17 protein-coding genes are annotated in these 25,559 nt (G+C 57.7%); 5 read left to right on the forward strand and 12 right to left on the reverse strand.

The window, feature by feature from the left end; translation table 11 throughout:
- Positions 1-8: 8 nt before the first annotated feature.
- Together AWR36_RS07920 and AWR36_RS07925 are read right to left on the reverse strand one after the other, a co-directional pair.
- Positions 9-4,211 carry a S8 family peptidase gene (locus AWR36_RS07920; protein ID WP_082679476.1) on the reverse strand — a complete coding sequence of 1,401 codons (4,203 nt, stop codon included), beginning with the start codon at positions 4,209-4,211 and terminating at the stop codon, positions 9-11.
- A gap of 364 nt (positions 4,212-4,575) precedes the next feature.
- Positions 4,576-7,212, reverse strand: a complete 2,637-nt coding sequence (locus AWR36_RS07925; RefSeq protein ID WP_067083450.1) for a TonB-dependent receptor — start codon at positions 7,210-7,212, stop codon at positions 4,576-4,578.
- A 541-nt stretch (positions 7,213-7,753) separates the two neighbouring features.
- Here AWR36_RS07925 and AWR36_RS07930 point away from each other — a divergent pair.
- Positions 7,754-8,986 carry a serine hydrolase gene (locus AWR36_RS07930; protein ID WP_082679477.1) on the forward strand — a complete coding sequence of 411 codons (1,233 nt, stop codon included), beginning with the start codon at positions 7,754-7,756 and terminating at the stop codon, positions 8,984-8,986.
- A gap of 242 nt (positions 8,987-9,228) precedes the next feature.
- Here AWR36_RS07930 and AWR36_RS07935 read toward each other — a convergent pair whose 3' ends face one another.
- The 4 genes from AWR36_RS07935 to tkt all read right to left on the reverse strand — a co-directional run bounded on the left by AWR36_RS07935 (position 9,229) and on the right by tkt (position 13,535).
- Positions 9,229-9,780, reverse strand: coding sequence for a DsrE family protein (locus AWR36_RS07935; RefSeq protein ID WP_082679478.1), 552 nt, complete (start codon positions 9,778-9,780; stop codon positions 9,229-9,231).
- 102 nt (positions 9,781-9,882) lie between these two features.
- On the reverse strand, positions 9,883-10,347 hold the full coding sequence (locus tag AWR36_RS07940; protein ID WP_067083456.1) for a tRNA-uridine aminocarboxypropyltransferase: 465 nt from the start codon (positions 10,345-10,347) through the stop codon (positions 9,883-9,885).
- Between the two features lie 51 nt (positions 10,348-10,398).
- Positions 10,399-11,409 (reverse strand): type I glyceraldehyde-3-phosphate dehydrogenase, encoded by a 1,011-nt coding sequence (gene gap / locus AWR36_RS07945; protein WP_067083459.1) that lies wholly within the window; start codon positions 11,407-11,409, stop codon positions 10,399-10,401.
- 122 nt (positions 11,410-11,531) lie between these two features.
- Positions 11,532-13,535, reverse strand: coding sequence for a transketolase (gene tkt / locus AWR36_RS07950; RefSeq protein WP_067083461.1), 2,004 nt, complete (start codon positions 13,533-13,535; stop codon positions 11,532-11,534).
- A gap of 296 nt (positions 13,536-13,831) precedes the next feature.
- On the opposite strand from tkt, the gene AWR36_RS07955 reads away from it, so the two are divergent.
- The 4 genes from AWR36_RS07955 to metF all read left to right on the forward strand — a co-directional run bounded on the left by AWR36_RS07955 (position 13,832) and on the right by metF (position 18,572).
- Positions 13,832-14,800: an ArsR/SmtB family transcription factor gene (locus AWR36_RS07955; RefSeq protein WP_067083463.1), complete on the forward strand. Its 969-nt coding sequence runs from the start codon at positions 13,832-13,834 to the stop codon at positions 14,798-14,800.
- Between the two features lie 148 nt (positions 14,801-14,948).
- The gene (metK, locus tag AWR36_RS07960) at positions 14,949-16,169 is read left to right on the forward strand and encodes a methionine adenosyltransferase (RefSeq protein ID WP_067084030.1); all 1,221 of its coding nucleotides are present in this window, start codon (positions 14,949-14,951) and stop codon (positions 16,167-16,169) included.
- Between the two features lie 60 nt (positions 16,170-16,229).
- Positions 16,230-17,615, forward strand: a complete 1,386-nt coding sequence (gene ahcY, locus AWR36_RS07965) for an adenosylhomocysteinase (RefSeq protein ID WP_096866625.1) — start codon at positions 16,230-16,232, stop codon at positions 17,613-17,615.
- A 123-nt stretch (positions 17,616-17,738) separates the two neighbouring features.
- Positions 17,739-18,572: a methylenetetrahydrofolate reductase [NAD(P)H] gene (gene metF, locus AWR36_RS07970; protein ID WP_067083466.1), complete on the forward strand. Its 834-nt coding sequence runs from the start codon at positions 17,739-17,741 to the stop codon at positions 18,570-18,572.
- Here the strand turns inward: metF and AWR36_RS07975 are convergent.
- From AWR36_RS07975 to AWR36_RS08000, 6 genes are all read right to left on the reverse strand, one after another.
- Positions 18,559-19,170, reverse strand: a complete 612-nt coding sequence (locus tag AWR36_RS07975) for an OmpA family protein (protein WP_067104562.1) — start codon at positions 19,168-19,170, stop codon at positions 18,559-18,561. The two genes, metF and AWR36_RS07975, sit on opposite strands and share 14 nt — an antisense overlap.
- 99 nt (positions 19,171-19,269) lie before the next feature.
- Positions 19,270-19,917 carry an HAD family hydrolase gene (locus AWR36_RS07980; protein WP_067083468.1) on the reverse strand — a complete coding sequence of 216 codons (648 nt, stop codon included), beginning with the start codon at positions 19,915-19,917 and terminating at the stop codon, positions 19,270-19,272.
- Positions 19,918-19,932: 15 nt separating this feature from the next.
- Entirely contained in the window at positions 19,933-20,298 is a 366-nt protein-coding gene (locus AWR36_RS07985; protein WP_067083471.1) for a hypothetical protein, read from the reverse strand.
- A gap of 64 nt (positions 20,299-20,362) precedes the next feature.
- Entirely contained in the window at positions 20,363-21,100 is a 738-nt protein-coding gene (locus AWR36_RS07990; protein ID WP_067083473.1) for a 16S rRNA (uracil(1498)-N(3))-methyltransferase, read from the reverse strand.
- A 79-nt stretch (positions 21,101-21,179) separates the two neighbouring features.
- Entirely contained in the window at positions 21,180-24,314 is a 3,135-nt protein-coding gene (locus tag AWR36_RS07995) for an efflux RND transporter permease subunit (protein ID WP_067083476.1), read from the reverse strand.
- 2 nt (positions 24,315-24,316) lie between these two features.
- Positions 24,317-25,486 (reverse strand): efflux RND transporter periplasmic adaptor subunit, encoded by a 1,170-nt coding sequence (locus AWR36_RS08000; RefSeq protein ID WP_231745282.1) that lies wholly within the window; start codon positions 25,484-25,486, stop codon positions 24,317-24,319.
- Positions 25,487-25,559 lie beyond the last annotated feature (73 nt).

Consider the following 25,559-nt stretch of genomic DNA (forward strand, 5'->3'; position numbering starts at 1 on the left):
ATTCCTCCTTAAGGCGCCAGATCGTAAGCGATGATGAACTCATGCTCACCTGCCGAAAGCTCCAGGGGGTCACCCGTAATCATCAGGTTCAGGCGCCCATCATCCAGATCATAACTCCCTTCACCGAGCAGCTGATCCCCTGTATCGACAGCGCCATCCCGATTCACGTCCAGATACCAGCGGACTTTCTCCACACCGGTACTTTCATCACCCGTACCGGAGGCCTTGAACGTAATACTGCCGAGGGTCGTCTGCAGGTTGGTTGTCAATTGGAAGACCTGGAGCACCACATCCTGATCGCCCTTCACTGCACTTGATTGCTCAAGGGAAAGCGAACTTGCCGTCACACTCGCATCAAGGGTATCCCAATAGTTCGGGTCCAGAGGCTTGGAATCCTCATCATCCGCAACGCCATCGCCATCATCATCGGTATCCGCATTATTGCCAATGCCATCCATGTCGGTATCGACGGTCTCCTCCGGATCCAGAGGCAGGTCATCGTTGACATCTTCTACGCCATCATTGTCATCGTCAGTATCGGCATTGTTACCAATACCATCACCGTCAGTGTCTGCGGACTCTGACGGATCAAGAGGGAAAAGATCCTCAGAATCTTCTACACCATCATTGTCGTCATCAGCATCGGCATTGTTGCCGATACCATCAGAATCAGTATCTTCCCACTCGAGAGGGTCCAGCGGGAATGCATCTAGATCATCTTCTACGCCATCACCGTCATCATCAACATCACGATTGTCCCCGACACCATTCCCATCCGTATCCATGGATTCCGAGGGGTCTTCAGGGAATGCATCGAATTCATCAGCCACGCCGTCGTTGTCATCATCACCATCTTTGTTATTACCGATGCCATCACCGTCGGTATCCTGAATTTCTGTCGGATCAACCGGTAATGCATCGAGGGCATCAGTGACTCCGTCACCATCCAGGTCAACCTGCCCTGACGCACCTGCACCAAGCAGAAAAGCACCGTTAATGGTATTCACCAGCACATTTCCAGAGACATCACTTATGCTGACTCTAAGATTGACCTCCTCTGCAGAATTGAGCGCGGGAAGCGATGCTACATAACGCTCTGCTACCAACTCAGCCGGTAGTACCTGCCAACTACCATCAGAAAAACCAAGCTCTAGAGAGACCGCTTCCAACACCGAAGGTGACTCAACCGATAAGTGTAACTCAGAGACACCCTCTGCATAGGTGGAAAGCTCAGCACCTTCCCTCAGTTCCAGCATCGTAATTCGTGGAGTTTCAGACAGGGTAAGATTCGTTGTCGTCAACTCCGCGGTGGACTGATGCTGGCTACCATTCAGGTAGTTTGGATACTCGAAACGGACACTCAGAGCTGAACAACCGGTAAGCGAAAAAAGAAGCCCACTGGACAATGCACCTGACCCGGCAACCCATCCGTTGTCTAAGCATGTAGCAATATACGAGATGTCTTGGGGGTAATGGTTACCCCAGCTATCCATCACGGATGTCATGGATGCATAACCATTTAGATCAGGCTTGACCGAAACGACATTTTCCCGACTCTGCAACTCTGCCGACCAGAATCTGAACCCCTGACCCAGGATTATTGTTCCATGATCCCGCTCCACAATGAGATCGACCCGATCAATATCTGAATCACTTCTCCTGACTTTTCGGTAGCTTTCCGGTGAAAATGACAAGCCAGCGGTGTGTGCAAGGTTGTCAAAACTCTCATTCATTATCCTTAACTCAGGAAAAATAAGAGATGTATAGGGATTAACTTCATTGCCATTGAAGGTCAACAATAACGGCCCGTAATTGGCAGGCCCAACGCCGCCAGCGCCAGACACACCTCCTTGCACATAGCTCATCCCCATAAAAGTGAGCGAAAAGCCGGAAGCATCCCAACCGGGCCCATTGATCAACATCTTTGAGCCACTACTTTCTGGGAGTATGAAATCGACTGAAGTACTCAACCCCCTCTGATCTGATTTCAGCAAAAAAAAGTTTCGATCGGATGGACTACGATTCGGCTCTTCGAACAGCCCAAAATATTGAACACGGAACCCCTCTGTCAGCCCCACCATATTATGCGGAGCCCAGTCGCCCCCATATCCCACATTCCATAGCATGGTTTCGGGAGATGCCTCATGGGTTATCTGTAGTTTTTGCTCGAAGTACTGCAGAGGTGTACCACTTGGCATAACCGGACGATTGACGCTGTAACCAATATTTCCTGATTCAACGACAATCGGACCCGTTGCTGCCGAAATATTTTCCAATCCATGCAGCACTGACCAGTGGTCAACATTGAAGAGGCCTTGTAGCGGCGCATCCCGCACGGGAATGTAGAGCGCGGGTTCCTGACTCTCATAGCTATCGGTATATCCGGAGTATTCATGAGCGTCGTCGAAGAGCTTTGCCCAGTAGCTCCAGTAATCACCAGGTAGCCAGTTTTCCTGTAGCTTCAGCACCTCGGCACGATGAAAAGCGACAGGGATAGAAACGGAAGCGGCACCGGAAGTTACCGTGAGTCCTGAGCTATAGACTTCTGCAATATCATCCGGGATAGCTACTTGCCCGAGATTCACGTCCACAGACGCTGTCACGACCTGTTCTTCACCCGGCCCTACCTGTACTGGTGTCGGATCGCTGTTGACAGTTACCCCGGAAGGGAACCCACCCTGATCGAAAACGGAAAACTCCTGCGCCCCAGCCAAACTCCGAATCGTAATGGACCTGCTTTTCGATGAACCAGGTGCCTGACCAAAGTAACCCAGGTACAGTGTTGGAGGACTGACGAGATAGGTTGCCTGAGCAGCGAGCGCCACCTGTAATTGCCCATTACCGATTGCTTCGACCGAACCGTTCGCTACATCTGTATTATTGATGAGTAGAGCTTTGATTTCGGCTGAGGAAAGTTCAGGGTATAGCTGGCGCATCAGAGCGGCCGCACCGGCAACATGGGGAGCGGCGAAGGATGTGCCACTAAACCGGCCGAAAGTACCCGCCAGGTCGGTCGTTTCAATATCAACGCCCGGAGCAGCCAGCTCGGGCTTGACGGACGCCACACCCATGTCGGCATTTCCAGCAAACAGCCCGCGAGAGCTCCAGGATGCCACATTGCCATTCGAGTCAATAGCGCCGACTGTAATCACTTTATTGGCCGACCCGGGCGCATTGATCGTATTCACTCCATAAGCACCGTCATTGCCTGCTGCGGCAACAACAATTACGCCCGCATCCATAGCCAAATCGGCGGCCCTGGAAAGGCTCGACGTGCTTCCAGTCCAGCGTGAACCCAAGCTCAAGTTAATAACATGGGCAGAGTCGTCTGTAAGTGGATCACCATCGGGGTCGATCGCATGCTCCATCGCTGCAATTATATCGCTCTCGTAACCCCAGCCTTCCGCATCCATCGACTTGTACGCTAGAATTTTTGCGTCTGGCGCGACCCCTGTTAATGAACCACTAGCTGCTGCTACACCTGCTACCGCTGTTCCATGGGAATTGTCATCCATCGGATCGGCATCGTTATTAACAAAGTCATAACCGCCGATAACCTTACACATGGAACCCAGACAGCCACCGAGATCAGGATGCGTATAATCGATTCCTGTATCGATGATTGCAATCGTTACACCGATGCCGGTAACCGTCCGGTTCTGGGCGTCCTGCATCGCCCAGACAGTTGGCGCTCCCACCTGCTCGACGCTTGCATCGCCCAAAACTTTAAGACGTCTGTCTAGAGTGACGCCACTTACATCGGGAAGGGAGGCGATCTTCTTTACATCACCAGCGCGAATGCGAGTGGCGATGCCGTTTAAAGCCAGGGCGAAGTTTCTCTTGCTGGAGGAAATTAGCTTTTTCTGTTGAAGCTCACTGACAAATTGTCCGTGCTGAATCTCTAGATCTCGCCGAGCTTTGCTTGTTGCGGTGGCTTGTGCAGCCCGGCTGTGTCCCTGAGCCCTCTTTTCTGCAAGCACGGACAGAGCCGGTTTCTGTTTGAAATGGATTATGACCGAGACTTCTTCATCTGGTCGAAATTCCGCCAACCTCTTGGGTTTCTGCAACTCGGCATCAGACTGAGACGACTTTGCTGGTTCTGCAGTCTGCAGACGCTGCCCGCTTGGCTTAAGATCCGATGCAGTACAGACAGGAATCGCGATTGTAGAAACCGCGGAAAGCAAGATTGCTACAGCCAAGTTTCTGGCCATAAATCCCCCAATGTAAATTTTATTCTACGCCTGCCAAGCACATGACAGCCCCCAAGCGAGACTGATAGTACTACACTATTTCTCCGTCAAGCCGGTAGATTTGTGGACTGCATCACAGTAATGGCGCATGTCATGCACATTTGGATCACTAATATCCCCTGCGTCCGCTGCAATGGTGATAGTAGCGAGCCGCACGAGGCTTGCCGCTCCGTCAACTAACATCCCATTCTGGCCACCGGCATATCGAGCGCCCAATGTTGAAAGGAGCTCAAGCTCACCCGTAGGACTACCCCATCGTCCAATAACAAAAAAGCCGGCATCCAGGGATGCCGGCCAAGCAACGACCATCAACGAGGAGAGATTGTTAGAATTTTGCCGAGACCCCGGCAAAGATTCGACGACCGAACTGGTGAACGTCTCCCGGAAGCGCCTGCTCACCCCACTCGATGGATTGTTCTTCATCGGTCAGGTTTAACAGGTTCATAACGAGCGATACGTTGTCGGTCAACTGGTAAGAGAGATTGGCATCCAGCTGCCCGTACCCATCACGATACTGATCCAGCTCATTACGCCTGGTGCCGGTGTAGTACCGTGAGCGGTAGTTGTAAGCGAGCCGTGCAGATACACCGTAGTCCTCGTAATAAGCAGTGAGGTTGTAGGTATCCTTGGAGTTGGCCGGCAACTGCTTTTCAATACCGGCAGCCCGCTCTTCTTCTGTCTCCAGCATATCGGCATCTGAGTAGGTGTAGTTCGCCAGTACACCAAATCCATTACCAAAGTCATGCTGGAAATTCAGTTCTATACCCTGGTTGACACCGCCGATGCCATTTACCGGGATGGTGATGCGGTAATACCCGGGCCCATCTTCGCCGATGAGATCCTCGCCGACATCGGCAGTATCGATATAGGTATCGATGTCTTTATAGAAGTAGGCAACGGATACGATTGAGGAATCAGTGAAATAGTATTCGGTCGACAGGTCGTACTGTGTTGCGCGATAGGGCTCCAGATCCGGGTTGCCGCCGCTGCCAAAGCCATCGTACCCGGGCACCCAGATACTGTTGGCGAAACCACGGGTCATTTTCAGGTTGTCGTAATCCGGACGCGACAGGACCTTGGCCGCAGCAAAGCGCATCACCACATCGTCATTGATATCGTAAGCCAGATTCATGCTAGGCAGCACATTGGAATAATCGTTATCGATTTCAGCCGGAGTCATGGTCCAGGTATCGGGGTTCCAGGAAACAGGCTTGAAGAGCTGGAAGCCGATGCTGGTACCGCTGGTTTTGGCATAGCGCAGGCCGACATTACCGTGCAGCCTTTCATAATCGAAGTTGCCCTGCACGTAAGCGCTTGCTACCTGCTCCTGCAGCTCAAAGCTGTAATCAGGACGATAATTCGAACGGTACGTGGGCGTCTCCGCGGTCCAGGCTTGCCAATTGGCATAATTGAATTCATACAGGCCCTGCTGAGAATCGCTTGACCCTTTGAAGTCATCCGCTACAGATCCGTTGGCATAATTGTCGAGAGTTGTGATCCAGGGATCCAGGAACACGATCCAGACATCTTTATGGAGATTGGAGTCCTTGTTGTGGTCGCGATACTTCGCACCAATGTCAACAGAGGTGAACCATTGGTTGTCCAGCTCCAGATTCAGATCAAGCTGTGCGTAATTCTCTTGCTCGGAGTTATCGAAGATATTGCGATGGGTATACATCGTCGCATAGTCGGCGGGAGCAGGCGTATAAGTAAATGCATAAGTCGGCTCACCGCGAAGGTCAAATGAGGCATCGGCACTGGCCTCAAACTCAATCTGGTCATCGAGGATGTCACCCTTCGCTGCAGTCGTCCCCAGCTGAGCTGTCAGCGTATATCCCGCACCCTCGTATTCCAGCTTGAGGTTGTGTGCCCGTGTCTCATACCCACCTGTATTATTATTCGTGCTATACCACGATTCTTCCCGTTCACGGCCACTATTGGCATCAGCTGACAGGGAACCGGCAACCAGGACACCATCGACCAGAACGGGGTTCTCAATACCAGCTCCGGACGTGGCACCCAGAGTTCGAACACCATTGGTGATGGACTGATTCATCCGGTCCACCTGAGAGAAAAGATTGGTGAATTCGATGTTCAGGCTGTCAGTCGCTTGCCATTCCAGATTTGCGCTGACCGTCGATAGATCCTTTTCAGACTTGTAGCGGGTCGAACGGATGTTGTTGGGCAGGTAATACTGCAGGTTCCCATCTGCATCATTGACCGGCTGGTAGCCCTGATAGCCCAGACCATTGGTATCCCGCTGAATGCGGTTGTCCTTGCGGACGTAGCCCAGGTTGAAACCAAAGTCTCCCGCCTCGTTCTTCCAGTTATAAAAGCCGGACAGCGACGGGCTATTTTCCCCACTCGCTTCCTGATACATGTTCTTGACCGAGAAGGCGATGTGGTTCGATGCTGTTTCTAGGGGGGACCGGGTTTTGACGATCACCGTGCCGCCCACGGAACCCTCTTCAATCTTGGCCTGGGCGGATTTGTGTACCTCAAGTGTATCGATCAGCTCCGAAGGCAGCAGCGAGTAATTGAAGCTGCGGCTGGGCGGGTTGAGCACGCTCGCAGAAGCTTCCGCAGTGGCCACATGCTGGCCATTGAACAGCGTCATATTCAGGTGGGGAGCAGTGCCGCGGATGCTGACACGGTCCGCCTCACCCTCGGACTTCTCCACCGACACGCCCGCTACCCGCTGCAAGGCATCGGCAACCGTCTGGTCAGGGAACTTGCCCACGTCCTCGGCAGAAATGGCATCCACCATGGCATCCGCATTGCGTTTGATATCGAGGCTTTTCTTGACCGAGCCCCGGTAGCCCGTGACCTCGACTTCCTCGATGGCCGCTGCCGAAGGGGTGGTGTCGGTGTTGCCTTGCGCAAACGCAGGAAGCGCTGCCAGGGTGCCAATTGTAAGCAGGGAATAATTTGCGAGACGTATCGCACGTTGCAGTTTGTTCATGGACCACTCCGCTTTTTATCTAGTTGTGGAGGGCAGCCGAACCAATCCGCCCGACACAAATAAACTATTCCCACAGGCACCTTCCGTCAAGAATTATTCATTCTGGATCACTGCTTGTGAATATTTTGGCGCGTAAGTCAACCCATGGAGGCCTCAGGTGACAGTTTATTCGCCCCTGCCGCCCCGCAGCCGCGACAGGGGACACTAAAAGCCGTGCCGGGGAGGGCTCAAGTTGGGGCCGAACAACTGAGACAGACCAACACTCCTATGCTCATTCACCTGCTGGATCAGCGACCTCACCAACCTGCCGCGTCCACCACTTCGTGGCTGTCAACAGCGATACCGCGGCACGTGTCACTCCTGTAGTTAGCAGTTTCCTCTGCGATTTTCTGGGTGCGCACCGAGCTTCATGAGTGCGACGCCACAACGTGGGTTTGTCTCGGCTGCCAGTGGCCGATATGATCAATGAATAAATCGAAAAAAGGGACCGACCGTGAAAGGACGGAGTCTGACGCTGTTACTTCTCACTCTTGGAGCTTCCATGCTGGCCTCTGCCGATTGTGGCTTGTCGGCACCAACCAAAAGCTGTGAACCGATAGATGAGCTGTTGGCGGGAGCCGACGCTGGATATCCAATTTTAAACAGCGTCATGGCCGATCCAGAGCGATATCGGGTTCAGATTCTCTATACCCGGGTAGATCGCGACCGGAACAACAAACCGGTGTTGCGTAGCTATCAGTCCGGGCTAGACGCAAACCGTTACTTCTATCCAGCGAGCACGGTAAAACTGCCAATTTCGCTGCTGGCACTGGAATGGCTGGCTGAGCAGGACATTGATGGCCTGACCTCTGAAACCGGCATGCTCACAGATGCGGCCACACCAGCCCAGACTACCGCGCATCGCGACCCCACCGCAGAAAACGGCATTCCCAGCATCGCCCACTACATCAAAAAGATTCTTCTAGTCAGCGATAATGATGCCAGTAACCGCCTGTATGAGCTGCTGGGGCAGGATTACATTAACCAGAAACTGGCAGCCAAGGGGCTGAAAAACACACTGATCAATCATCGGCTGAGTACACGGATTTCCGAGGAAGAGAATCGTCAGTACAACCCGATTCGGTTTATCGGGCCTGAGGGGAACACCATCCTTGCAATTCCGGAGCGACGCAGCGATTACAGGTATATCAACACTGCCCGACCCGAGCTGGGACAAGCCTATATCAGTGCTGGCGAAAAGATCGAGGCACCGATGGACTTTACCAGCAAAAACCGCCTTGCCCTGGCCGATCTCGATGGCATCGTGAAGCGGCTGATTTTTCCACAGCTCTTTGCTGAAACGGAGCAGTTCCATCTGCGCAAAGAAGACCGGGCTCTGGTAATACGCTACATGTCGACACTGCCACCGCACAGCAAAAGCCCCAAATATGACTCCGGGGAATATCCAGAAAACTATTCAAAGTTTTTGATGTTTGGCGGAGAAGCCCGGAACATCCCTGACCACATTAAGGTGTTCAATAAGTCCGGCTGGGCATATGGGCATGTAGTTGATTCAACTTACATCATCGATCTCGAAAACCAGGTGGAATTCTTTCTGTCGGCCGTCATCTATGCCAATGAGAACGATACACTCAATGACGATGAGTATCAGATAGACGAGGTGGCTAAACCCTTTATGCGGGAGCTGGGCACCTTCATTTATCAGCATGAACTGGAACGCAGGCGCCCGAACAAGCCTGACCTCACCGCGATACGGGAAATCACCGGATCGTAATAAAGGACGCGATCATTCAACCGCAGATAACCGGCGATCGCGCCGGTTTTTTGACCCACGCCCTGCACGCCGCAGGGCATGCCCACCCAAGGCCGCCGGCTTGCCGCGGATTGGATACACTGACCTGAACCCAAGCACCAAATAACACCTTATCCGGGTGAATAATGCGGAGTGATCCACGACAAACGCTGGCTGCTGGAGAATCAAGGCGACAGGGCTTCGACACCCGGACAGGAACAACCCTAGAAAGGATTAATCGTATAGCCCTGCTGCTGCAATAGCGCGTGTGCTGTCATGGCTGAAAGTGCCATTTCGACTTCTGGCAACAGATCTTTAGGCTCGATGCCATGGTAGGCGGCCGACTGGCCACAGAGGATTACCCGGACATTGTTATCTGTCAGCCGAGCGAGCAGAGGCGCGTTGGGGTTGGCAGTTTGATACCTGTCCGCATACGCCGACTCATTCAGGAGATCAAAGCCAGCTTTACCATGCACCACCAGCGCCAGGCGAATCTTCTCCGGATCAATGCCCGCGCGAACATGCATATTCAGGAATCGCGCCAGGCTCTCAAATTTCCGGTTCTGCTTTTCCTGCCCACCCTCTTCAGCCACATCAAAGGCGACCATAAAGGTTTCCTTGCCGGACAACGGCTGGCTTTGCTCGACTTTGGCAACCGGGCCATAACCCTCGATAAGCGGTCCCGTTGTGAATTCGGCTGCGGTCGTAGACATGGCAAGGCTGGCGTATAGCGCCAGGGCAGGAACTTGTTTCAGGATCAGTTTTCGGGCCGGCATGGCTTCCCCTCTGGTTTATTATTTTTGGGTCGGCGGATTAGTAACTTCTCAGTAAGACTAAATCGGAATAGCTAGGGGCAGCAAATGCCAGCGACGGGTGCATCAGCGGCTGTTGAACTCACTGAAGCGCGCCTCGAGTGCCAATGCCAGGTCCACATGGCCTTTGGCATGTAGCAATTCAACCACGCACTCGGCTGTACAGAGCCCGCCGTCGCGCTGGTTTCTGCGCAGCAGGTAGGTGGACACACTCTGCGGCTTCAGGCTGACTTGCGGCGCAGACTGGAGGTAGGGCGTGCGATTGAACATCTTGCGGGCTTCCTGCCAGGTGCCATCCAGCAAAATGAAGTGCTCAAATTCATCGACGTGATGAGTCTGCTGGCCGGATTCTGTAGCGGGATACACCAGTGCCACCTGTCCGGCCGCAGCCAGGCTCTGCAGTTCAAGCGCTGGGTTCTTGCGCTCCCAGACAATCCGCTGCACCAGCATGCCTGCCGCAGCCATGGCGACAGAACCGGTATTCGTTGGCCGGTGGAGTTCCCGCTCGTGGGTGAGGAGGTAGATCTTCACAGAAATGAATTGTGGTTATTGGCGAGCCAAGGGTAGCGACTCAGCGCAATCCTACTGCTGCAGCGTTTTGGCGACATCCAGCATCCGGTTAGCAAACCCCCACTCATTATCGAACCAGATCAGCACCTTCACCAGCTTGCCGCCGGCAATCCGGGTCTGGCTGGCATCGACGATGCCGGAGCGGGGGTCGTGGTTATAGTCGCAGGAAGCGAGGGGCTCTTCGGTGTAACCGAGCACTCCGGCAAAATTGGTCTCTGCCGCCTTTGCCAGGACGCTATTGACCTCAGCCTGGGTGACGTCGCGGTGCAACTGTACAGACAGATCGATCGCTGACACATTGACGGTGGGAACACGCATGGCCTGGGCTTCGAAACGTCCGGCGAGCTCCGGGAGAATGCGCTCGATACCGCGGGCCAACCCGGTATCCACCGGGATAATGGAAGTGACCGCGGAACGGGTCTTGCGCAGGTCCGTGTGGTGGTAAGCATCGCTCACCGGCTGGTCGTTCATCGCGGCGTGAATGGTGGTGATCACCCCCGCATCGATACCGAAGGCTTTATCCAGCGCGGCAATCACCGGCACACTGCAATTGGTGGTACAGGAGGCGGCGGAGACAATCGTTTCCCGACCTGTCAGCACACTGTCGTTCACACCGTGCACGATGGTGGCATCCACATTGCGGCTGGCGGGCTGGGAAAACAGGACTTTTTTAGCCCCGGCTTTGAGGTGCAGTTCAGCCTTCGCGCGCTCGGTAAAACTGCCGGTGCATTCCAGCACGATATCCACAGCGCTGGCGGACCAGTCCAGCTCTTCCAGCTGCTCACGGTGCGTCACCGCGATGCGGTCGCCGTTAACGACCAGCGTGTCGTTTTCCACCGAGACGTCGCCGGCAAAGCGGCCATGGACGGAATCGTACTTGGTGAGGTGGGCAATGGTGGCACAGTCGGCCAGCTCGTTGATGGCGACAATCTGCATCCGGTCGCGCGCACCGGATTCGTAAAGGGCGCGCAGCACAGAACGGCCGATGCGGCCATAGCCGTTGATGGCAAGTCGGATAGTCATTGCGGGTCGGCCAACTTCGGCATCAGCTCTTCACCTCGGATACCGGATCCCGGCCTGCGCCGGGATGACAACTTCAGGGTTGTGCGTCGCGCCGGCGCAAGCCGGCGCCCAGTGACAACCATTTACTTCAGCAGCTTCTCAACAGAAGCGACGACGTTGCCGACCGTGAAGCCGAACTCCTTCATCAGCGCGCCACCCGGAGCGGACTCACCGAAGCTGCTCATGCCAACGATGTCGCCGTCGAAGCCAACGAACTTGTACCAGTAGTCGCGGTGCGCCGCCTCGACCGCTACACGGGCGCGGACATTGGAGGGCAGCACGGACTCACGGTAGGCCTCGTCCTGCTCCATGAACGCCTCGGCACAGGGCATGGAGACCACGCGGATCTTGCGATCAGAGAGCTGCTTTCTGGCCTCGACTGCCAGCTCCACCTCGGAACCGGTAGCGATAATGATCGCCTCAGGCTGGCCCTCGCAGTCGGCCAGCACGTAGCCACCGCGCTCGACCTGCTGCAGCTGGCCGGCGTCGCGCGGCTGCGGGGCCAGGCCCTGGCGACTGAATACCAGCGCGCTGGGGCCGTCGGCGCGGCTGATGGCCATCTTCCAGCTTACCGCAGACTCGGTGGCATCACAGGGGCGCCAGGTGTGCAGGTTGGGCGTGGAACGCAGGGCCGTCAGCTGCTCCACCGGCTGGTGGGTCGGGCCGTCCTCGCCCAGGCCGATGGAGTCGTGGGTGTAGACGAACACCACGCGCTGCTTCATCAGTGCCGCCATACGCACGGCATTGCGGGCGTACTCCATGAACATCAGGAAGGTTGCGCCGTAGGGGACGAAGCCGCCGTGCAGGGCGATGCCGTTCATGATCGCGCTCATGCCAAACTCGCGCACGCCGTAGTAGACGTAGTTACCGGAGGCATCTTCCTTGCTGACACCCTTGGAACCGGACCAGATGGTGAGGTTGGAACCGGCCAGGTCAGCGGAACCACCGAGGAATTCCGGCAGCAGCGGGCCGAAGGCATTCAGGGTGTTCTGGCTGGCCTTGCGGGAAGCGACTTTCTCCGCATCCTGCTGGCACTGCTTGATGTATTCGTCCGCCTTGGCAAGGAAGTCTGCCGGCAGCTCACCGCTCATGCGGCGCTCGAATTCCGCTGCCAGCTCCGGGAACTCCTCCCGATAATCGGCGAATATATCGCGCCACTCTTCTTCCTGCGCCTCGCCCTTGCCGCGGGCACTCCAGCCCTCATAGATTTCTTCGGGAACTTCGAAAGGCGCGTGATTCCAGTTGATCGTCTCGCGCACCAGGGCAATCTCGTCATCGCCGAGCGGGGCACCGTGACACTCCTCGCGGCCCTGCTTGTTGGGGGAGCCGAAGCCGATCACCGTCTTGCAGCAGATCAGGGTGGGCTTTTCGGTCTCCGCGCGGGCCTCTTCAATCGCCGCCTTGATGGCAGTGGAGTCGTGTCCGTCGACGCCGGCAATCACATGCCAACCGTAGGATTCGAAACGCTTGGGGGTATCGTCGGTGAACCAGCCCTGCACCTCACCGTCGATGGAGATGCCGTTGTCATCGTAGAAAGCGATCAGCTTGCCCAGCCCCAGGGTGCCCGCCAGGGAACAGGCCTCGTGGGAGATACCCTCCATCAGGCAGCCATCGCCGAGGAAGCAGTAGGTGTGGTGGTCCACCAGCTCATAGCCAGGCTGGTTGAACTGCGCCGCCATGACTTTCTCGGCCAGTGCCATGCCCACGGCGTTGGTGATGCCCTGGCCCAGCGGACCGGTGGTGGTCTCTACCCCGGGGGCATAACCGTACTCCGGGTGACCCGGGGTCTTGGAATGCAGCTGGCGGAAGTTTTTCAGCTCCTCGATCGGCAGCTCATAGCCGCTGAGGTGCAGCAGGGAGTAAAGCAGCATGGAGCCGTGGCCATTGGACAGCACGAAGCGGTCGCGGTCGGCCCAGTCCGGGTTGGCCGGGTTGTGCTTCAGGTAGTCGTTCCAGAGGACTTCTGCGATATCCGCCATGCCCATGGGGGCGCCGGGGTGGCCACTGTTGGCCTTCTGCACGGCATCCATGGACAGGGCGCGAACGGCATTGGCCAGCTCGGTGCGAGACGGGGTACGGGAAGTCATAGGGCTCAACTCTCTGGATCGGTTTGCGATGCAGGGCAACCCTGAAGATAGGCCAGACAGCAGCATTGAGGCCTGGCAGCAACGACAGGAATTGACCGGCGGTCTCGAAAAAGGAGGCGTATTTTCCCGCAATCAACCGCAGGGCGCAAAGGCAACCGGGCTTTTCGCGGCAATTTGACGCAACAAAGTTGCTCCGGCTTCCTGCCAGCAAGAGGCCGGAACTACATCAACACTTTTTTATACAGCTATATCAAAAGATTTTGATATAGAGGGCGAGCGCTGCTAAACTCGCCGCCATGTCATCCTCGCAGACTTCACCTGACGCACCGGAAACCCTTTCCGATGACCGGATCCCGCAGCTGGCCGCGCGCCTGAAGGCGGCGGGGGACCCCTTGCGCCTGGAGATTCTGCGACTGCTCAGCCAGGACTCTTACAGCGTGCTGGAACTGTGCCGGATCTTCGACTTGCGCCAACCAGCGCTCAGCCACCATCTCAAGGTACTGGCGCAGGCGGGCCTGGTGAGCAAGCGGCGCGAGGGCAACAATCTGTTTTACCGGCGCAGTGGCGACGGGCTGGAGGCGCTGTTTGGCAGCCTCGACCGCCTGCCGCTGCCAGCGGCACGGGCCGATGCCGTCACAGAAATCGCCAGCGAGCGGGCCGAGGCGTCACGACGTTTTTTTGCCGACTACGGCAACCGCTTCCGGGAACAGCAGGAGCTGATCGCCAGCTATGATGTGTACGGTCCGCAGGTAGCACAGCTGCTGCGGAACGGCGAAAGCGCCCTGGAAGTGGGGCCGGGAGAGGGAGAGTTCCTCGCCGAACTGGCGCCGCGCTTCGACACGGTCACCGCACTGGACCTGTCCCCCAATATGCTCGAACGGGCACAGGACTTCGCGCAGGGGCAGGGTCTGGGCAACATCGAATTCCTGCGCGGGGATACCCGCGAAGCCGCTGCGCGGCCCGCCAGTGTGGATAGCGTGGTGGTGAATATGGTGTTGCATCACACGCCAGAGCCGGAGCAGATTTTCCGTGACCTGGAGACCACACTGAAGCCCGGCGGCCAGCTGCTGGTCGCGGAGTTGCAGGCCCACCAGCAGGATTGGGCCCGGGATGCCTGCGGCGATTTGTGGCTGGGGTTTGCGCCGGAGCAGCTGACCTGCTGGGCAGAGCTGGCCGGCCTTGAAAGCGGGCGCAGTGTCTACAGTGCCCTGCGCAATGGCTTCCAGATTCAGATCAGGGAGTTCGTTAAGCCTGAAACCAGTTAAGCGCCCAACACGTATTGGGTGAAACCGTCTATTTTTTCATTCCGGCACCACGCCGGATTACCGATAAAGACAAAGCAAATTCAGATTTATCAAATCGCCGAGAGCGGGATAAATGGAGCGCCGCGGCGTCATCAATGGAGAGCACCTCATGAGTGAATACAGACTGTTTACCTCGGAGTCCGTGTCCGAGGGACACCCCGACAAGATTGCAGACCAGATTTCCGATGCGGTGCTGGACGCGCTGCTGGCCCGGGACAAGCATGCCCGCGTCGCGTGTGAAACGCTGGTAAAAACCGGTATTGCCGTCATCGCCGGCGAGATCTCCACTTCTGCCTGGGTCGACCTGGAAGACCTGGTGCGCAAGGTGATTACCGATATCGGTTACACCTCCTCCGAGGTGGGCTATGACGGCGAGACCTGTGGTGTCATCAATGTTATCGGCAAGCAGTCCATGGATATCGCCCAGGGCGTCGACCGCGCCAAGCCGGAGGACCAGGGCGCTGGGGACCAGGGCCTCATGTTCGGTTATGCCACCGACGAGACCCCGACCTTTATGCCGGCGCCGATCTACTATGCCCACCGCCTCGTAGAGCGCCAGGCAGAGGCGCGCAAATCCGGCCTGCTGCCGTGGCTGCGCCCGGACGCCAAGAGCCAGATCACCTTCCGCTACGATGACCAGGGCAAGCCCTGCGCCATCGACGCCGTGGTTCTCTCGACCCAGCACAACCCCGATGTCAGCCAGGAAGACCTGCGCGAGGCGGTACTGGAGCTGATCGTGCATCACACCCTGCCGTCCGAGTGGCTGCACGCCGACACCAAGTACCATATCAATCCCACCGGCAAGTTCGTCATCGGCGGCCCGGTAGGGGACTGCGGCCTGACCGGTCGCAAGATCATCGTGGACACCTACGGTGGTTCCGCCCGTCACGGCGGTGGCGCCTTCTCTGGTAAAGACCCTTCCAAGGTCGACCGCTCTGCCGCTTACGCGGGTCGCTACGTGGCGAAAAATATCGTCGCCGCCGGCCTGGCCAATCGCTGTGAGATCCAGGTTTCCTATGCCATCGGTGTGGCGGAGCCCACGTCTGTCTCCATCAATACCTTCGGCACCGGCAAGGTGAGTGAAGAGAAACTGATCGAGCTGGTCCGTGAGCACTTCGACCTGCGGCCCTACGCCATCTCCCGCGCGCTGGACCTGCTGCACCCCATGTACCAGCTGACCGCCGCCTACGGTCACTTCGGTCGCGAGCCTTTCGAGCACACTTACGAGTGGGTCGACAGTAACGGCGAGAAGCGCAGCGAAACCTTCACTGCCTTCCCCTGGGAAAAGACCGACAAGGCAGAAGCGCTGCGTGCGCACGCTGACCTTTAAACAGACAGCTATTCACGCGCAGGCACGGCCTGCGCACACAAAAATGAACAAGGTTTTGTAATGAATCAAATGAGCACCGAATTCAAAGACTTCAAAGTGGCCGACATCAACCTGGCCGACTGGGGGCGCCGCGAAATCGAAATCGCCGAAGGCGAGATGCCAGCACTGATGGCACTGCGTGAGAAGTACCATGCCGATCAGCCGCTGGCCGGCGCGCGCATCATGGGCTGTATCCACATGACCATTCAGACCGCCGTTCTGATCGAGACCCTGGTGGCGCTGGGCGCCGAAGTGCGCTGGTCTTCGTGCAACATTTTCTCCACCCAGGACCATGCCGCTGCTGCCATCGCCGCACGCGGCATCCCGGTTTTCGCCTGGAAAGGCGAGACCGAAGAAGAGTACGAGTGGTGCCTGGAACGCACCGTCGGTGCGGACGTAGCCGGCTGGCAGCCCAACATGATTCTTGATGACGGCGGTGATCTCACCGAGCTGCTGCATCGCAAATACGCCGAAATTCTCGACCAGTGCCACGGTATCAGCGAAGAGACCACCACCGGCGTTCACCGCCTGCAGGACATGCTTCGCGAAGGCACCCTGAAAGTACCCGCGATCAACGTCAACGACTCCGTCACCAAGAGCAAGAACGACAACAAGTACGGTTGCCGCCACAGCCTCAACGACGCCATCAAACGCGCCACCGACCACCTGCTGTCCGGCAAGAAGGCACTGGTAATCGGTTACGGTGATGTGGGCAAGGGCTCCGCCGCCTCACTGCGCCAGGAAGGCATGATCGTGAAAGTTTCCGAAGTCGACCCCATCTGTGCCATGCAGGCCTGCATGGACGGCTTCGAGCTGGTTTCCCCCTACATCGACGGCATCAATACCGGCAAGGCGGAATCCATCAATAAAGATCTGCTGGCCAACACCGATCTGATCGTGACCACCACCGGCAACTCCAATGTCTGTGATGCACACATGCTGAGCGCGCTGAAAAGCGGTGCCGTAGTGTGCAATATCGGTCACTTCGACAACGAGATCGATACCGCCTACATGCGCAAGCACTGGGAATGGCAGGAAGTGAAGCCGCAGGTGCACAAGGTCGTGCGCAATGCGGAAACCAACGATCACCTGTTGCTGCTCTCCGAGGGCCGCCTGGTGAACCTGGGCAACGCCACTGGCCACCCCAGCCGCATTATGGACGGCTCCTTCGCCAACCAGGTGCTGGCCCAGATCCACCTGTACGAGGAGAAGTTTGCCGAGCTGCCGGCGGACCAGAAAGTCTCTGCGCTGTACGTGAAAGTCCTGCCGAAGAAGCTGGACGAGGAAGTGGCCCGTTACATGGTGGAAGGTTTTGACGGCGTCATTACCCGCATGACTGAGGACCAGGCCAAATACATCGGCGTTTCCGTAGACGGCCCCTACAAGCCCGAGAGTTACAAGTACTGATTATCCCGTGACTGGATGCCGGCGCACCCGCCGGCATGACGATGCTGGTAGAGATCGTCATTCCGCATCGCCCGAACGCAGGCGAGGGCGGAATCCAGCCCGTCGAGGACTGGACGATTTACCATGACAAATAACACCCGCATCAGCTTCGAGTTTTTCCCACCCAAGACCCCGGAGGGACGGGAGAAGCTGTACAAGACCCGCGAGACACTGCAGGAATTCCAGCCGGCATTCTTTTCCGTCACTTATGGCGCCGGCGGCACCACGCGTGAAACCACCGCAGATATCGTCACCAACCTGCGCCGCGATGGGATCTCCATTGCGCCACATCTTTCCTTCGGTGGTGACAACGAGGAAACCGTTCAGGCATTGCTGAACCGCTATCAGGAAGCCGGTGTCGATCGCATCGTGGCCCTGCGCGGCGACATGCCGTCCGGAATGGGCGCGGTCGCCCAACTGGTCTATGCGAATGAACTGGTGGCGTTTATCCGTCGCCATTCCGGCGACCACTTTCACCTGGAAGTGGCGGCCTATCCGGAGATTCACCCGGAAGCTGAAAGCTACGATGCGGATATCGGTTACCTGAAAGGCAAGTTCGACGCCGGTGCCAATAGCGCGCTGACCCAGTATTTCTACAACCCGGATGCCTATTTCTACTTCCTGGATCAGTGTGAGAAGGCCGGGATCGACGCGCCCATTTACCCCGGCATCATGCCGATTACCAACTTCACCAACCTGGCGCGCTTCTCAAAGAATTGCGGAGCAGAAATACCCCGTTGGTTACGCCAGCGCATGGAAAGCTTCAGCAACCCGGAAGACATCCGCAAGCTGGGACTGGAGGTGGTCACAGACCTGTGCGAAACACTGCTGGAAGGCGGTGCACCGGGGCTGCATTTTTACACCATGAACCAGGTGGAGCCGACGGCGGAAATTCTTCGCTCGCTCAGTCTCGACTGAACTGCTCGCCAGCGCTTCCGGAGCCATTGATCTCCGGGAGCGCCTCAAGCTGGGCCTTGACTGGTTCCTTGCTCTCCCTTGTGCTTCTTTTTTCGATGCGCACCACCAGCCGCCGATTTTTTTCCTGCCCTCTCTGCGTGCTGTTATCGGCGATCGGCACGGTATCGCCAAAGCCCTCGGCAACAACGCGCTCCGGCGCTATGCCGCGGTCGACGAGAAAGTTCTTCACCCACTCCGCCCGCCACTGTGACAGGCGCTGGTTTTTTTCCGGCTCGCCCTGGCTGTCGGTATGGCCTTCAATCACGATGGTTACGGTCGGGAAATCCCGCATGATGACCAGAAGGGCCTCGACATCCGCCGTGGTATCCATTTTCGGGGTGGATCTACCGGGATCGAAATCCACCCCCAGTACAAACTCGCCTTCGCCGGAATCGCCTCGCAGATAGCGCACGACGGTATCGCCGAATGAGAGATCACTTCCACCGGCTAGCTCACCGGGAGTCGAGGGCTCCAGCGTGTACTTCTTGTGTGGATCGTCGTAGCAGGCAACCAGAAACAGAATTGCGATCAGAAACAGTGAATAGCGGCTCGGCACCATGACCGGGATCTCCCGTGGTGACATCGTTCGGGTGGCGTTGTTTTCATTGTAGACGAAGGACAGGGAACCGCAGCGGAAACAAGCAAAATGCCTGGGGGATTAAAGGTGATCGAGGACCGCCATCATATCCCGCACCACAACCGCCCCCTGCTCTTCCAGCTGGCCGGCCCGTCGCGGATGATGGCTGTAGCCGACCACCGGCATGCCGGCTGCCACAGCCGCCCTGACTCCGGCGATGGAGTCCTCCACCACCAGGCAGTGCTGCGGCTCGACATTCATGGATTGGGCCGCGTGCAGGAACAGGTCCGGCCAGGGTTTGCCACGCCCGACATCGTCGACACTGAAGATACGGCCATCGAAGTAGTCATAGAGGCCGGTGCGGTTCAGGGTCAGCCGCATCTTGTCATGGGAGCCAGAGGAGGCGACGCAGCTACGCAGATTCACCTGCAGCAGGTGATCGAGCAGGTCCTCGATACCCGCCACCGGCTCCAACTCCTCGTGAAAGGCCTCGCGAATGCGACGCTCGGTATTGCTGAAATAGTTGTCCGGTAACGGCCCGCCGTAACGGGTTTCAATTTCCACTAGGCAGTCTTTGGCCGGGCGGCCGCTGAACTGTTCATCCAGCTCCTCGGCGGTCGTCTGCATGCCGAGCTTGTTCATCTCCTCGGCCAAAATGCGGCAGACAATGGTTTCGCTGTCCACCAGCACACCGTCGCAGTCAAAAATGACCAGTTGCGTCGCAAACATACTCGCCTCACTCCCCTAGCTGGCGGACAACAGCAGAAGGCCCAGCAACACTCCCACGGCACCACCGACCCGCAGGAAGTTTTCATTACCCTGACTGATTTTTATCGCCAGTGCCTTGCTGCGCTCGAAACCGATAAACAGCATGTAGGCGCCTGCCAGCACCAGCAATACGCCAAGGGCATTGAAGAGGATATTCCAAGCGCGGGTATCGGCGATCAGCAACAGGATAAGGCCGACAATAATGCGCCCCCAGGCTGAAACCGCATAGCCGGTTTCGTTAAGTCGCTCGCTGAGGTTACGGGCCAGTTGCGGCTGCACGATGACAGCGATAGAAAGCCCAAGAATCGCGAGACCGAGCAACCACAAAGTCAACTTAACCATTATTCTCTCCCTGAGATAACTGTGTGCGGGGCAGACCTGAAGCGAATGGCAATCTCGCCACCGGTCAGAGGTCACCCCATTGATACTGCAACACGGACAGGGCTGCAACCGGCGCCGTCTCGGTGCGCAGCACCCTGGGGCCGAGCCGCAGGGCCGCATAGCCATTGGCCAGTGCCGCCTCGATCTCCTGTGCGGACAGACCACCCTCTGGACCAACCAGCAACTGGGCGGATTGGGGGCGCCCCTGTTCCCGCTCCAGCTCGCGCAGACTGGCGTCCGTACGGTGGTGCAGTACCAGCTTCAGACCCGCCTCGCCGTCGCCCTGCAGAAACTGCGCGAACTTCTGTGGCCCGGCGATCTCGGGCACGCGGTTGCGGGCACACTGCTCGCAGGCGCTGATGGCGATCTGCCGCCAGTGACCGAGCTTTTTCTGCAGCCGCTCACCGGTCAGTTTCACCTCGCAGCGTTCAGTAAACAGTGGCAGCACTCGCGCCACCCCCAATTCTGTCGCCTTCTGGATCACCCAGTCGAAGCGGTCGCCGCGGGATATCCCGATAGCCAATGTCAGCGCCAGCGGCGACTCGCGATCCTCACCGGAGAAATCCCCGAGGCGCACTGTCGCGCGCTTTCCGGTTGCCGCCAGTTCGCCGCTGTACTCGCCTCCTCGACCATCGAAGATAACCAGTGGGCGGCCCGCCTGCAGGCGCAGGACCTTGACCAGGTGACGACTGGCGCTCTCATCCAGCTCGACTTCACTGCGCCCGGCCAGGGGCTCGTGGGAATAAACACGCGGTACGCGCATTGAAGCTCAATCCTTGACTGGGAAGGGGATGATAAGAAAACGCCGACTCGGGGTCGGCGTTTTCTCTCAGGCAGATAGTTTAGGCGCTTTCCGGTGTGCCCGACAATTCCTCGGTGTGTTCACGCGGTCCATGCACCTTGGCGCGCAAAATCTCAATCACCTTGTAGAGATTTGGAACCAGGATCAGCGTCACCGCGGTGGCAAACAGGACTCCGAATGCGAGGCTCACCACCATCGGAATCAGGAACTTCGCCTGCAGGGATCGCTCGAACATAATCGGCACCAACCCCACGAAGGTGGTGATGGAAGTCAGAATGATCGGCCGGAAACGATCAGTGCCAGCCTGTTTGACGGCATCCAGCACTTCCATACCTTTGTCGCGCAGCTGGTTGATACGGTCCATCAAAACGAGGTTGTCGTTCACAACTACGCCAGCCGCAGCCAGGAAGCCCAGCATCGACATCAGGCTGATATCGTATCCTGTGATCAGGTGACCTACGATCCCGCCGAAGAACCCGAACGGCACCGCCGTAAGAATCAGCAGCGGCTGGGAATAGGAGCGGAACGCAATCGCCAACAAGGCGTAAATCGTGAACACTGACAGAATAAAGCCAGCCGCCAGGGCGAAGTTGAACTCTCGCTGGTCGCGCATCTGACCTGCCGTTTTCAGGCTGAACCCAGGGTATTCCCGCTCCCACTCAGGAAAGGCATTCTTGCGCAAATCCTGTAACACCTTGAAAGACTCAGTGGTGCCGGGTTCGATGTCTGCGGTTATGCGCACCGAGCGCTCGCGGTCGTTACGACGAATGGTGGTAAAGCCAGGCACGTAGACCGCATCGGCCACAGCACTAAAGGGCACCTCGCCTTCGCTGGTACGAATGCGGACGCGATCAATCTGGTCCTCCCCAGCGCGCTCTTCCTGGGGGTAGCGCACCATCACCCGGACATCCTCGCTACCCCGGGGAATGCGCTGCACTTCCTCACCGTAAAAGCCCTGGCGAACCTGGCGCGCAACATCGCCCAGCGTCACGCCCATATTATTGGCGTAGGGCTTGAGCTCGATTTCGATGTCCTGACGCGCACTGGACAGGTTGTCGCGCACGTCATACAGACCCTGGTAGGAGGCGAGTTTCGCTTTCACCGCGTCGGCGGCCCGGCGCAGCTCAGCCATGTCGCCAGAGCCTGTACTCAGGTGCAGGGCAAGGCTCGGGCCGGAGTTACTGATCGAGGATACGATACGCATGTCCTCGACGTTACCGGGCAGCTCGCCGATATATTCGCGCCAGCGCAAGGCCAGCTCCTTGGGCGATACATTGCGCTCCTCGCCGGGCACCAGCTGCAGGTTTACGTAGATGTTGCCACGCCAGAGGAACATGATGCTGTTCTGCAGGAACGGGCCACCGTTTTTGGACAGCATCTCCTCATCCTGCTCCAGGCGGTCGGCAGCGGCCACAAACTGCTTCATGACCCGCTCGGCTTCTTCGAAGGACTCACCCGCAGCCATGCTCGCATTCAGCCTCAACATATCGGAAGCGACATCCGGGAAGAAGCTGGTTTTCAGATAGCCTTCCTTGTAAATGAAAACTGCGGTGAGGAGGGCAAAGAAGAACACCGCCACAGTCACGCGACTATTGTCCAGGGTCTTATCCAGCAACGGCTGGTAGTAACTTTTGTTGGCAGTGCTGAGAGCACCGGCAAAGTGACCGCGCAGGGTCTGGAGCCTGCGGCCAATTCCCGAAGTCGCTCGCTTTTCCGGCTGCAAGCCAGACAGGTGCGCCGGCAGAATCAACAGCGACTCCACCAGTGAGAACAGCAGGCACAACAGCACCACCGCACCCAGTGTCAGCGCCTGGGAGGAAGCACCGCCGGGCAGGAACAGCATGGGTAAAAAGAACACCATGGTGGAAACCACGGCGAAGATCACCGGTTTGGCCACCTGCTTCACACCCGCTTCGGCAGCGGCCAGGCCTCTCATGCCATTATCGTGGGCGGCATGTACCGCTTCACCGACAATGATGGCGTCGTCGACGACGATCCCCAGAATCAGCAGGAACGCAAACAGCGACAACATGTTCAGGGTCACGCCGGTGAGCGGCAGCAGCCACAGGGCGCCCATGAAGGCGGTGGCGATACCAACTGTCACCCAAACTGCCAGTGCCGGACGCAGGAACAGCATCAACATCAGGAACACCAGCACCAGGCCGCCAGCGGCGTTCTTCAGCAGCAGACCCATGCGGTCGGCGTAGAGATTGGAATTGTCAGACCAGATCTCGAGCTGCATCCCCTGCGGCAATTCTTTGCGCACCTCTTCTACAAATGCGCGCACTCGCTCGGCTGTGGCCACCACATCCAGCGGCTCTCCCTGCAATACACGCAGGTTCATGGCCGGCTTGCCGTTAAATCGGATCACCGAGCCCTCTTCCTCAAAGCCATCGCGGATAGTGGCCACATCCCTCAGCAGCAGCACAGTGCCATCGGGGCGACTCAGCACCGGGATCAGGCCGAATTCGCGCGCAGTGTAAGCCTGGCCACGAGTCTGCACCTGGATATCGCCGCGGTCCGACCGAATCGTGCCCGCAGGCAGGTCCAGTGACGAACGACGCACCGCATTGGCCACATCGTCAAAGCTCAGGTTGTAGCGACGCAGGTCCACCTCTGAGACTTCGATCGACATTTCATCGGCGCGCTCACCCCAGATATCCACCTGACGCACACCGCGCAACAGTACCAGCCTGTCCCGCAGATTCACGGCGGTCTCTTTGAGCTGGCGCTCGGACACATCGCCACCGAGGGCGATATGCATCATCTCCTGCTCCCACTCCGACATTGCAACCACCGGCCGCTCGATGTCCTCAGGGAAGGTGTTGATACTGTCGACCTTGACCTTGATGTCATTCAGAAGACGCAGCTCGTCATAGCCCTCGGTCGCCTCGACACGCACCGTGGAGTGGCTGCGACGGGAGAAGGAACTGACTTCCTTGATACCTTTGATGTCGGTAATGGCCTGCTCGACCCGGACCGTCACCTGCTGCTCGACCTCCGCCGGGCCGGCACCCGGATAGGAGATATCAACGGCGACGGTGTTGGATTCGCCACTGGGGAATACCTCGCGGCCGACACTCATGATGCCGAAGACACCACCGATGAAGATCATGATCATCAGCAGGTTGGCGGCCTTGCTGTTGCGTACGAACCATCCGATCACACCATTCATGATCAGCGCGCCCCCTGTACGCTACCGCCGGCACGGGCAGTGACAGCCCCTTCTTCAGCAGGCTGTTCATTCAGCGCCTCATCACCCAGGATCAGGCCGGCCGGTTTTTCGTTCAGCGGATTGGCGGTAATGACCATGCCCTCGCGGGAGTAACCCAGGCTCGAGACCACCACGCGCTCACCGCTGGTGATGTCACCGCGTACCCAAACCTCTTCACCGACGGCCTGCAGCAGTTCCACCGTCTTGAAACGCAGTTTGTTCTCCTCGTCCAGCACCATCAGGTGATCACCCTCATGCAGCGCCTGGCGCGGCAGACGGGCCACATCGTCAAAGGTTTTACCGGCGATATCGGCCTCCACGAACAGGCCGTTCACCAGAGGCGCCTCACCCTCATAGGGGTTCTGGATCTGCGCCACTGCGTAGACGAAACGGCTGTTCGGATCGATATTGGCCTCAGTGCGCACCAGCTGGCCGCGCCACTCGCGCTGCTGGCCGGCAATCTGTGCACTAAGCCGCACAGCCGGACCATTTTCAAAAGATTTCCCCAGAGGCAGCTCCAGCAGGGCCAGCTGACGGTCCGTCAGCGGCAGGCGTACCTCGGCAATACCGATACTGTGAATCTTGGCCAGCCTGGTGCCCGGGGTGATGTACTGACCCAGATCGACAAAAGTCTCCACCACGCGGCCAGCAAACGGGGTCTTCAGGCTGGTGCGCTCCAGGTTCAATCTGGCCTGGTCGCGGTCGGCCCGGGCCGCCGCCACGGCGGCTTCGGCAGCGGCCAGTTGTGGCTTGCGCAGGAAGAGCGCGTTGGCCTCCTCGCTACCCAGATCGCGCCACTCCCGCTTGGCCTGCTTGGCCCGGCCCTGCTCCTGCGCCAGGTTGGCCCGGGCGTTGGCCAACTGGGACTCGGCACGGGTCAACTGGTACTGGTAGTCCGCCGATTCGATCTGCATCAGGGACTGGCCCGCAGAGAAGAAACCACCGGCAACAAAAGCCTCATCAACGTTCTCGATGGCACCACCAACCCGCGCCACCAACTCAATCTCGTGGCGCGCACGCACGGTGCCCTGACTGGGTACCAGCAAAGCCTCTCGACCCGGCTGGACATACATCACATCTGCGACCGGCGGAACACTTGCCTCGATGACTTTTTCCTCAGGCTTTGGCGCCATCACGGAAACAGCAACCAGCGATGCCACGCCGACAAGAACAACAATCCCAAAAAGTTTGTTTTTCGTGGAAATT

The sequence above is a fragment of the Microbulbifer flavimaris genome (assembly GCF_001641755.2).
GTDB classification, from domain to species: Bacteria; Pseudomonadota; Gammaproteobacteria; order Pseudomonadales; family Cellvibrionaceae; genus Microbulbifer; species Microbulbifer flavimaris.

Bases quoted from the DNA above. Each gene is read 5' to 3' on its own strand.
- AWR36_RS07930 (WP_082679477.1), top strand. From the start codon at position 7,754: ATGCTGGCCTCTGCCGATTGTGGCTTGTCGGCACCAACCAAAAGCTGT.
- AWR36_RS07975 (WP_067104562.1), bottom strand. From the start codon at position 19,170: ATGGTGCCGAGCCGCTATTCACTGTTTCTGATCGCAATTCTGTTTCTG.
- AWR36_RS07925 (WP_067083450.1), bottom strand. From the start codon at position 7,212: ATGAACAAACTGCAACGTGCGATACGTCTCGCAAATTATTCCCTGCTT.
- gap (WP_067083459.1), bottom strand. From the start codon at position 11,409: ATGACTATCCGACTTGCCATCAACGGCTATGGCCGCATCGGCCGTTCT.
- AWR36_RS07995 (WP_067083476.1), bottom strand. From the start codon at position 24,314: ATGAATGGTGTGATCGGATGGTTCGTACGCAACAGCAAGGCCGCCAAC.
- AWR36_RS07990 (WP_067083473.1), bottom strand. From the start codon at position 21,100: ATGCGCGTACCGCGTGTTTATTCCCACGAGCCCCTGGCCGGGCGCAGT.
- AWR36_RS08000 (WP_231745282.1), bottom strand. From the start codon at position 25,486: ATGGCGCCAAAGCCTGAGGAAAAAGTCATCGAGGCAAGTGTTCCGCCG.
- AWR36_RS07980 (WP_067083468.1), bottom strand. From the start codon at position 19,917: ATGTTTGCGACGCAACTGGTCATTTTTGACTGCGACGGTGTGCTGGTG.
- AWR36_RS07920 (WP_082679476.1), bottom strand. From the start codon at position 4,211: ATGGCCAGAAACTTGGCTGTAGCAATCTTGCTTTCCGCGGTTTCTACA.
- AWR36_RS07935 (WP_082679478.1), bottom strand. From the start codon at position 9,780: ATGCCGGCCCGAAAACTGATCCTGAAACAAGTTCCTGCCCTGGCGCTA.
- ahcY (WP_096866625.1), top strand. From the start codon at position 16,230: ATGAATCAAATGAGCACCGAATTCAAAGACTTCAAAGTGGCCGACATC.
- AWR36_RS07985 (WP_067083471.1), bottom strand. From the start codon at position 20,298: ATGGTTAAGTTGACTTTGTGGTTGCTCGGTCTCGCGATTCTTGGGCTT.
- metK (WP_067084030.1), top strand. From the start codon at position 14,949: ATGAGTGAATACAGACTGTTTACCTCGGAGTCCGTGTCCGAGGGACAC.
- metF (WP_067083466.1), top strand. From the start codon at position 17,739: ATGACAAATAACACCCGCATCAGCTTCGAGTTTTTCCCACCCAAGACC.
- AWR36_RS07955 (WP_067083463.1), top strand. From the start codon at position 13,832: ATGTCATCCTCGCAGACTTCACCTGACGCACCGGAAACCCTTTCCGAT.
- tkt (WP_067083461.1), bottom strand. From the start codon at position 13,535: ATGACTTCCCGTACCCCGTCTCGCACCGAGCTGGCCAATGCCGTTCGC.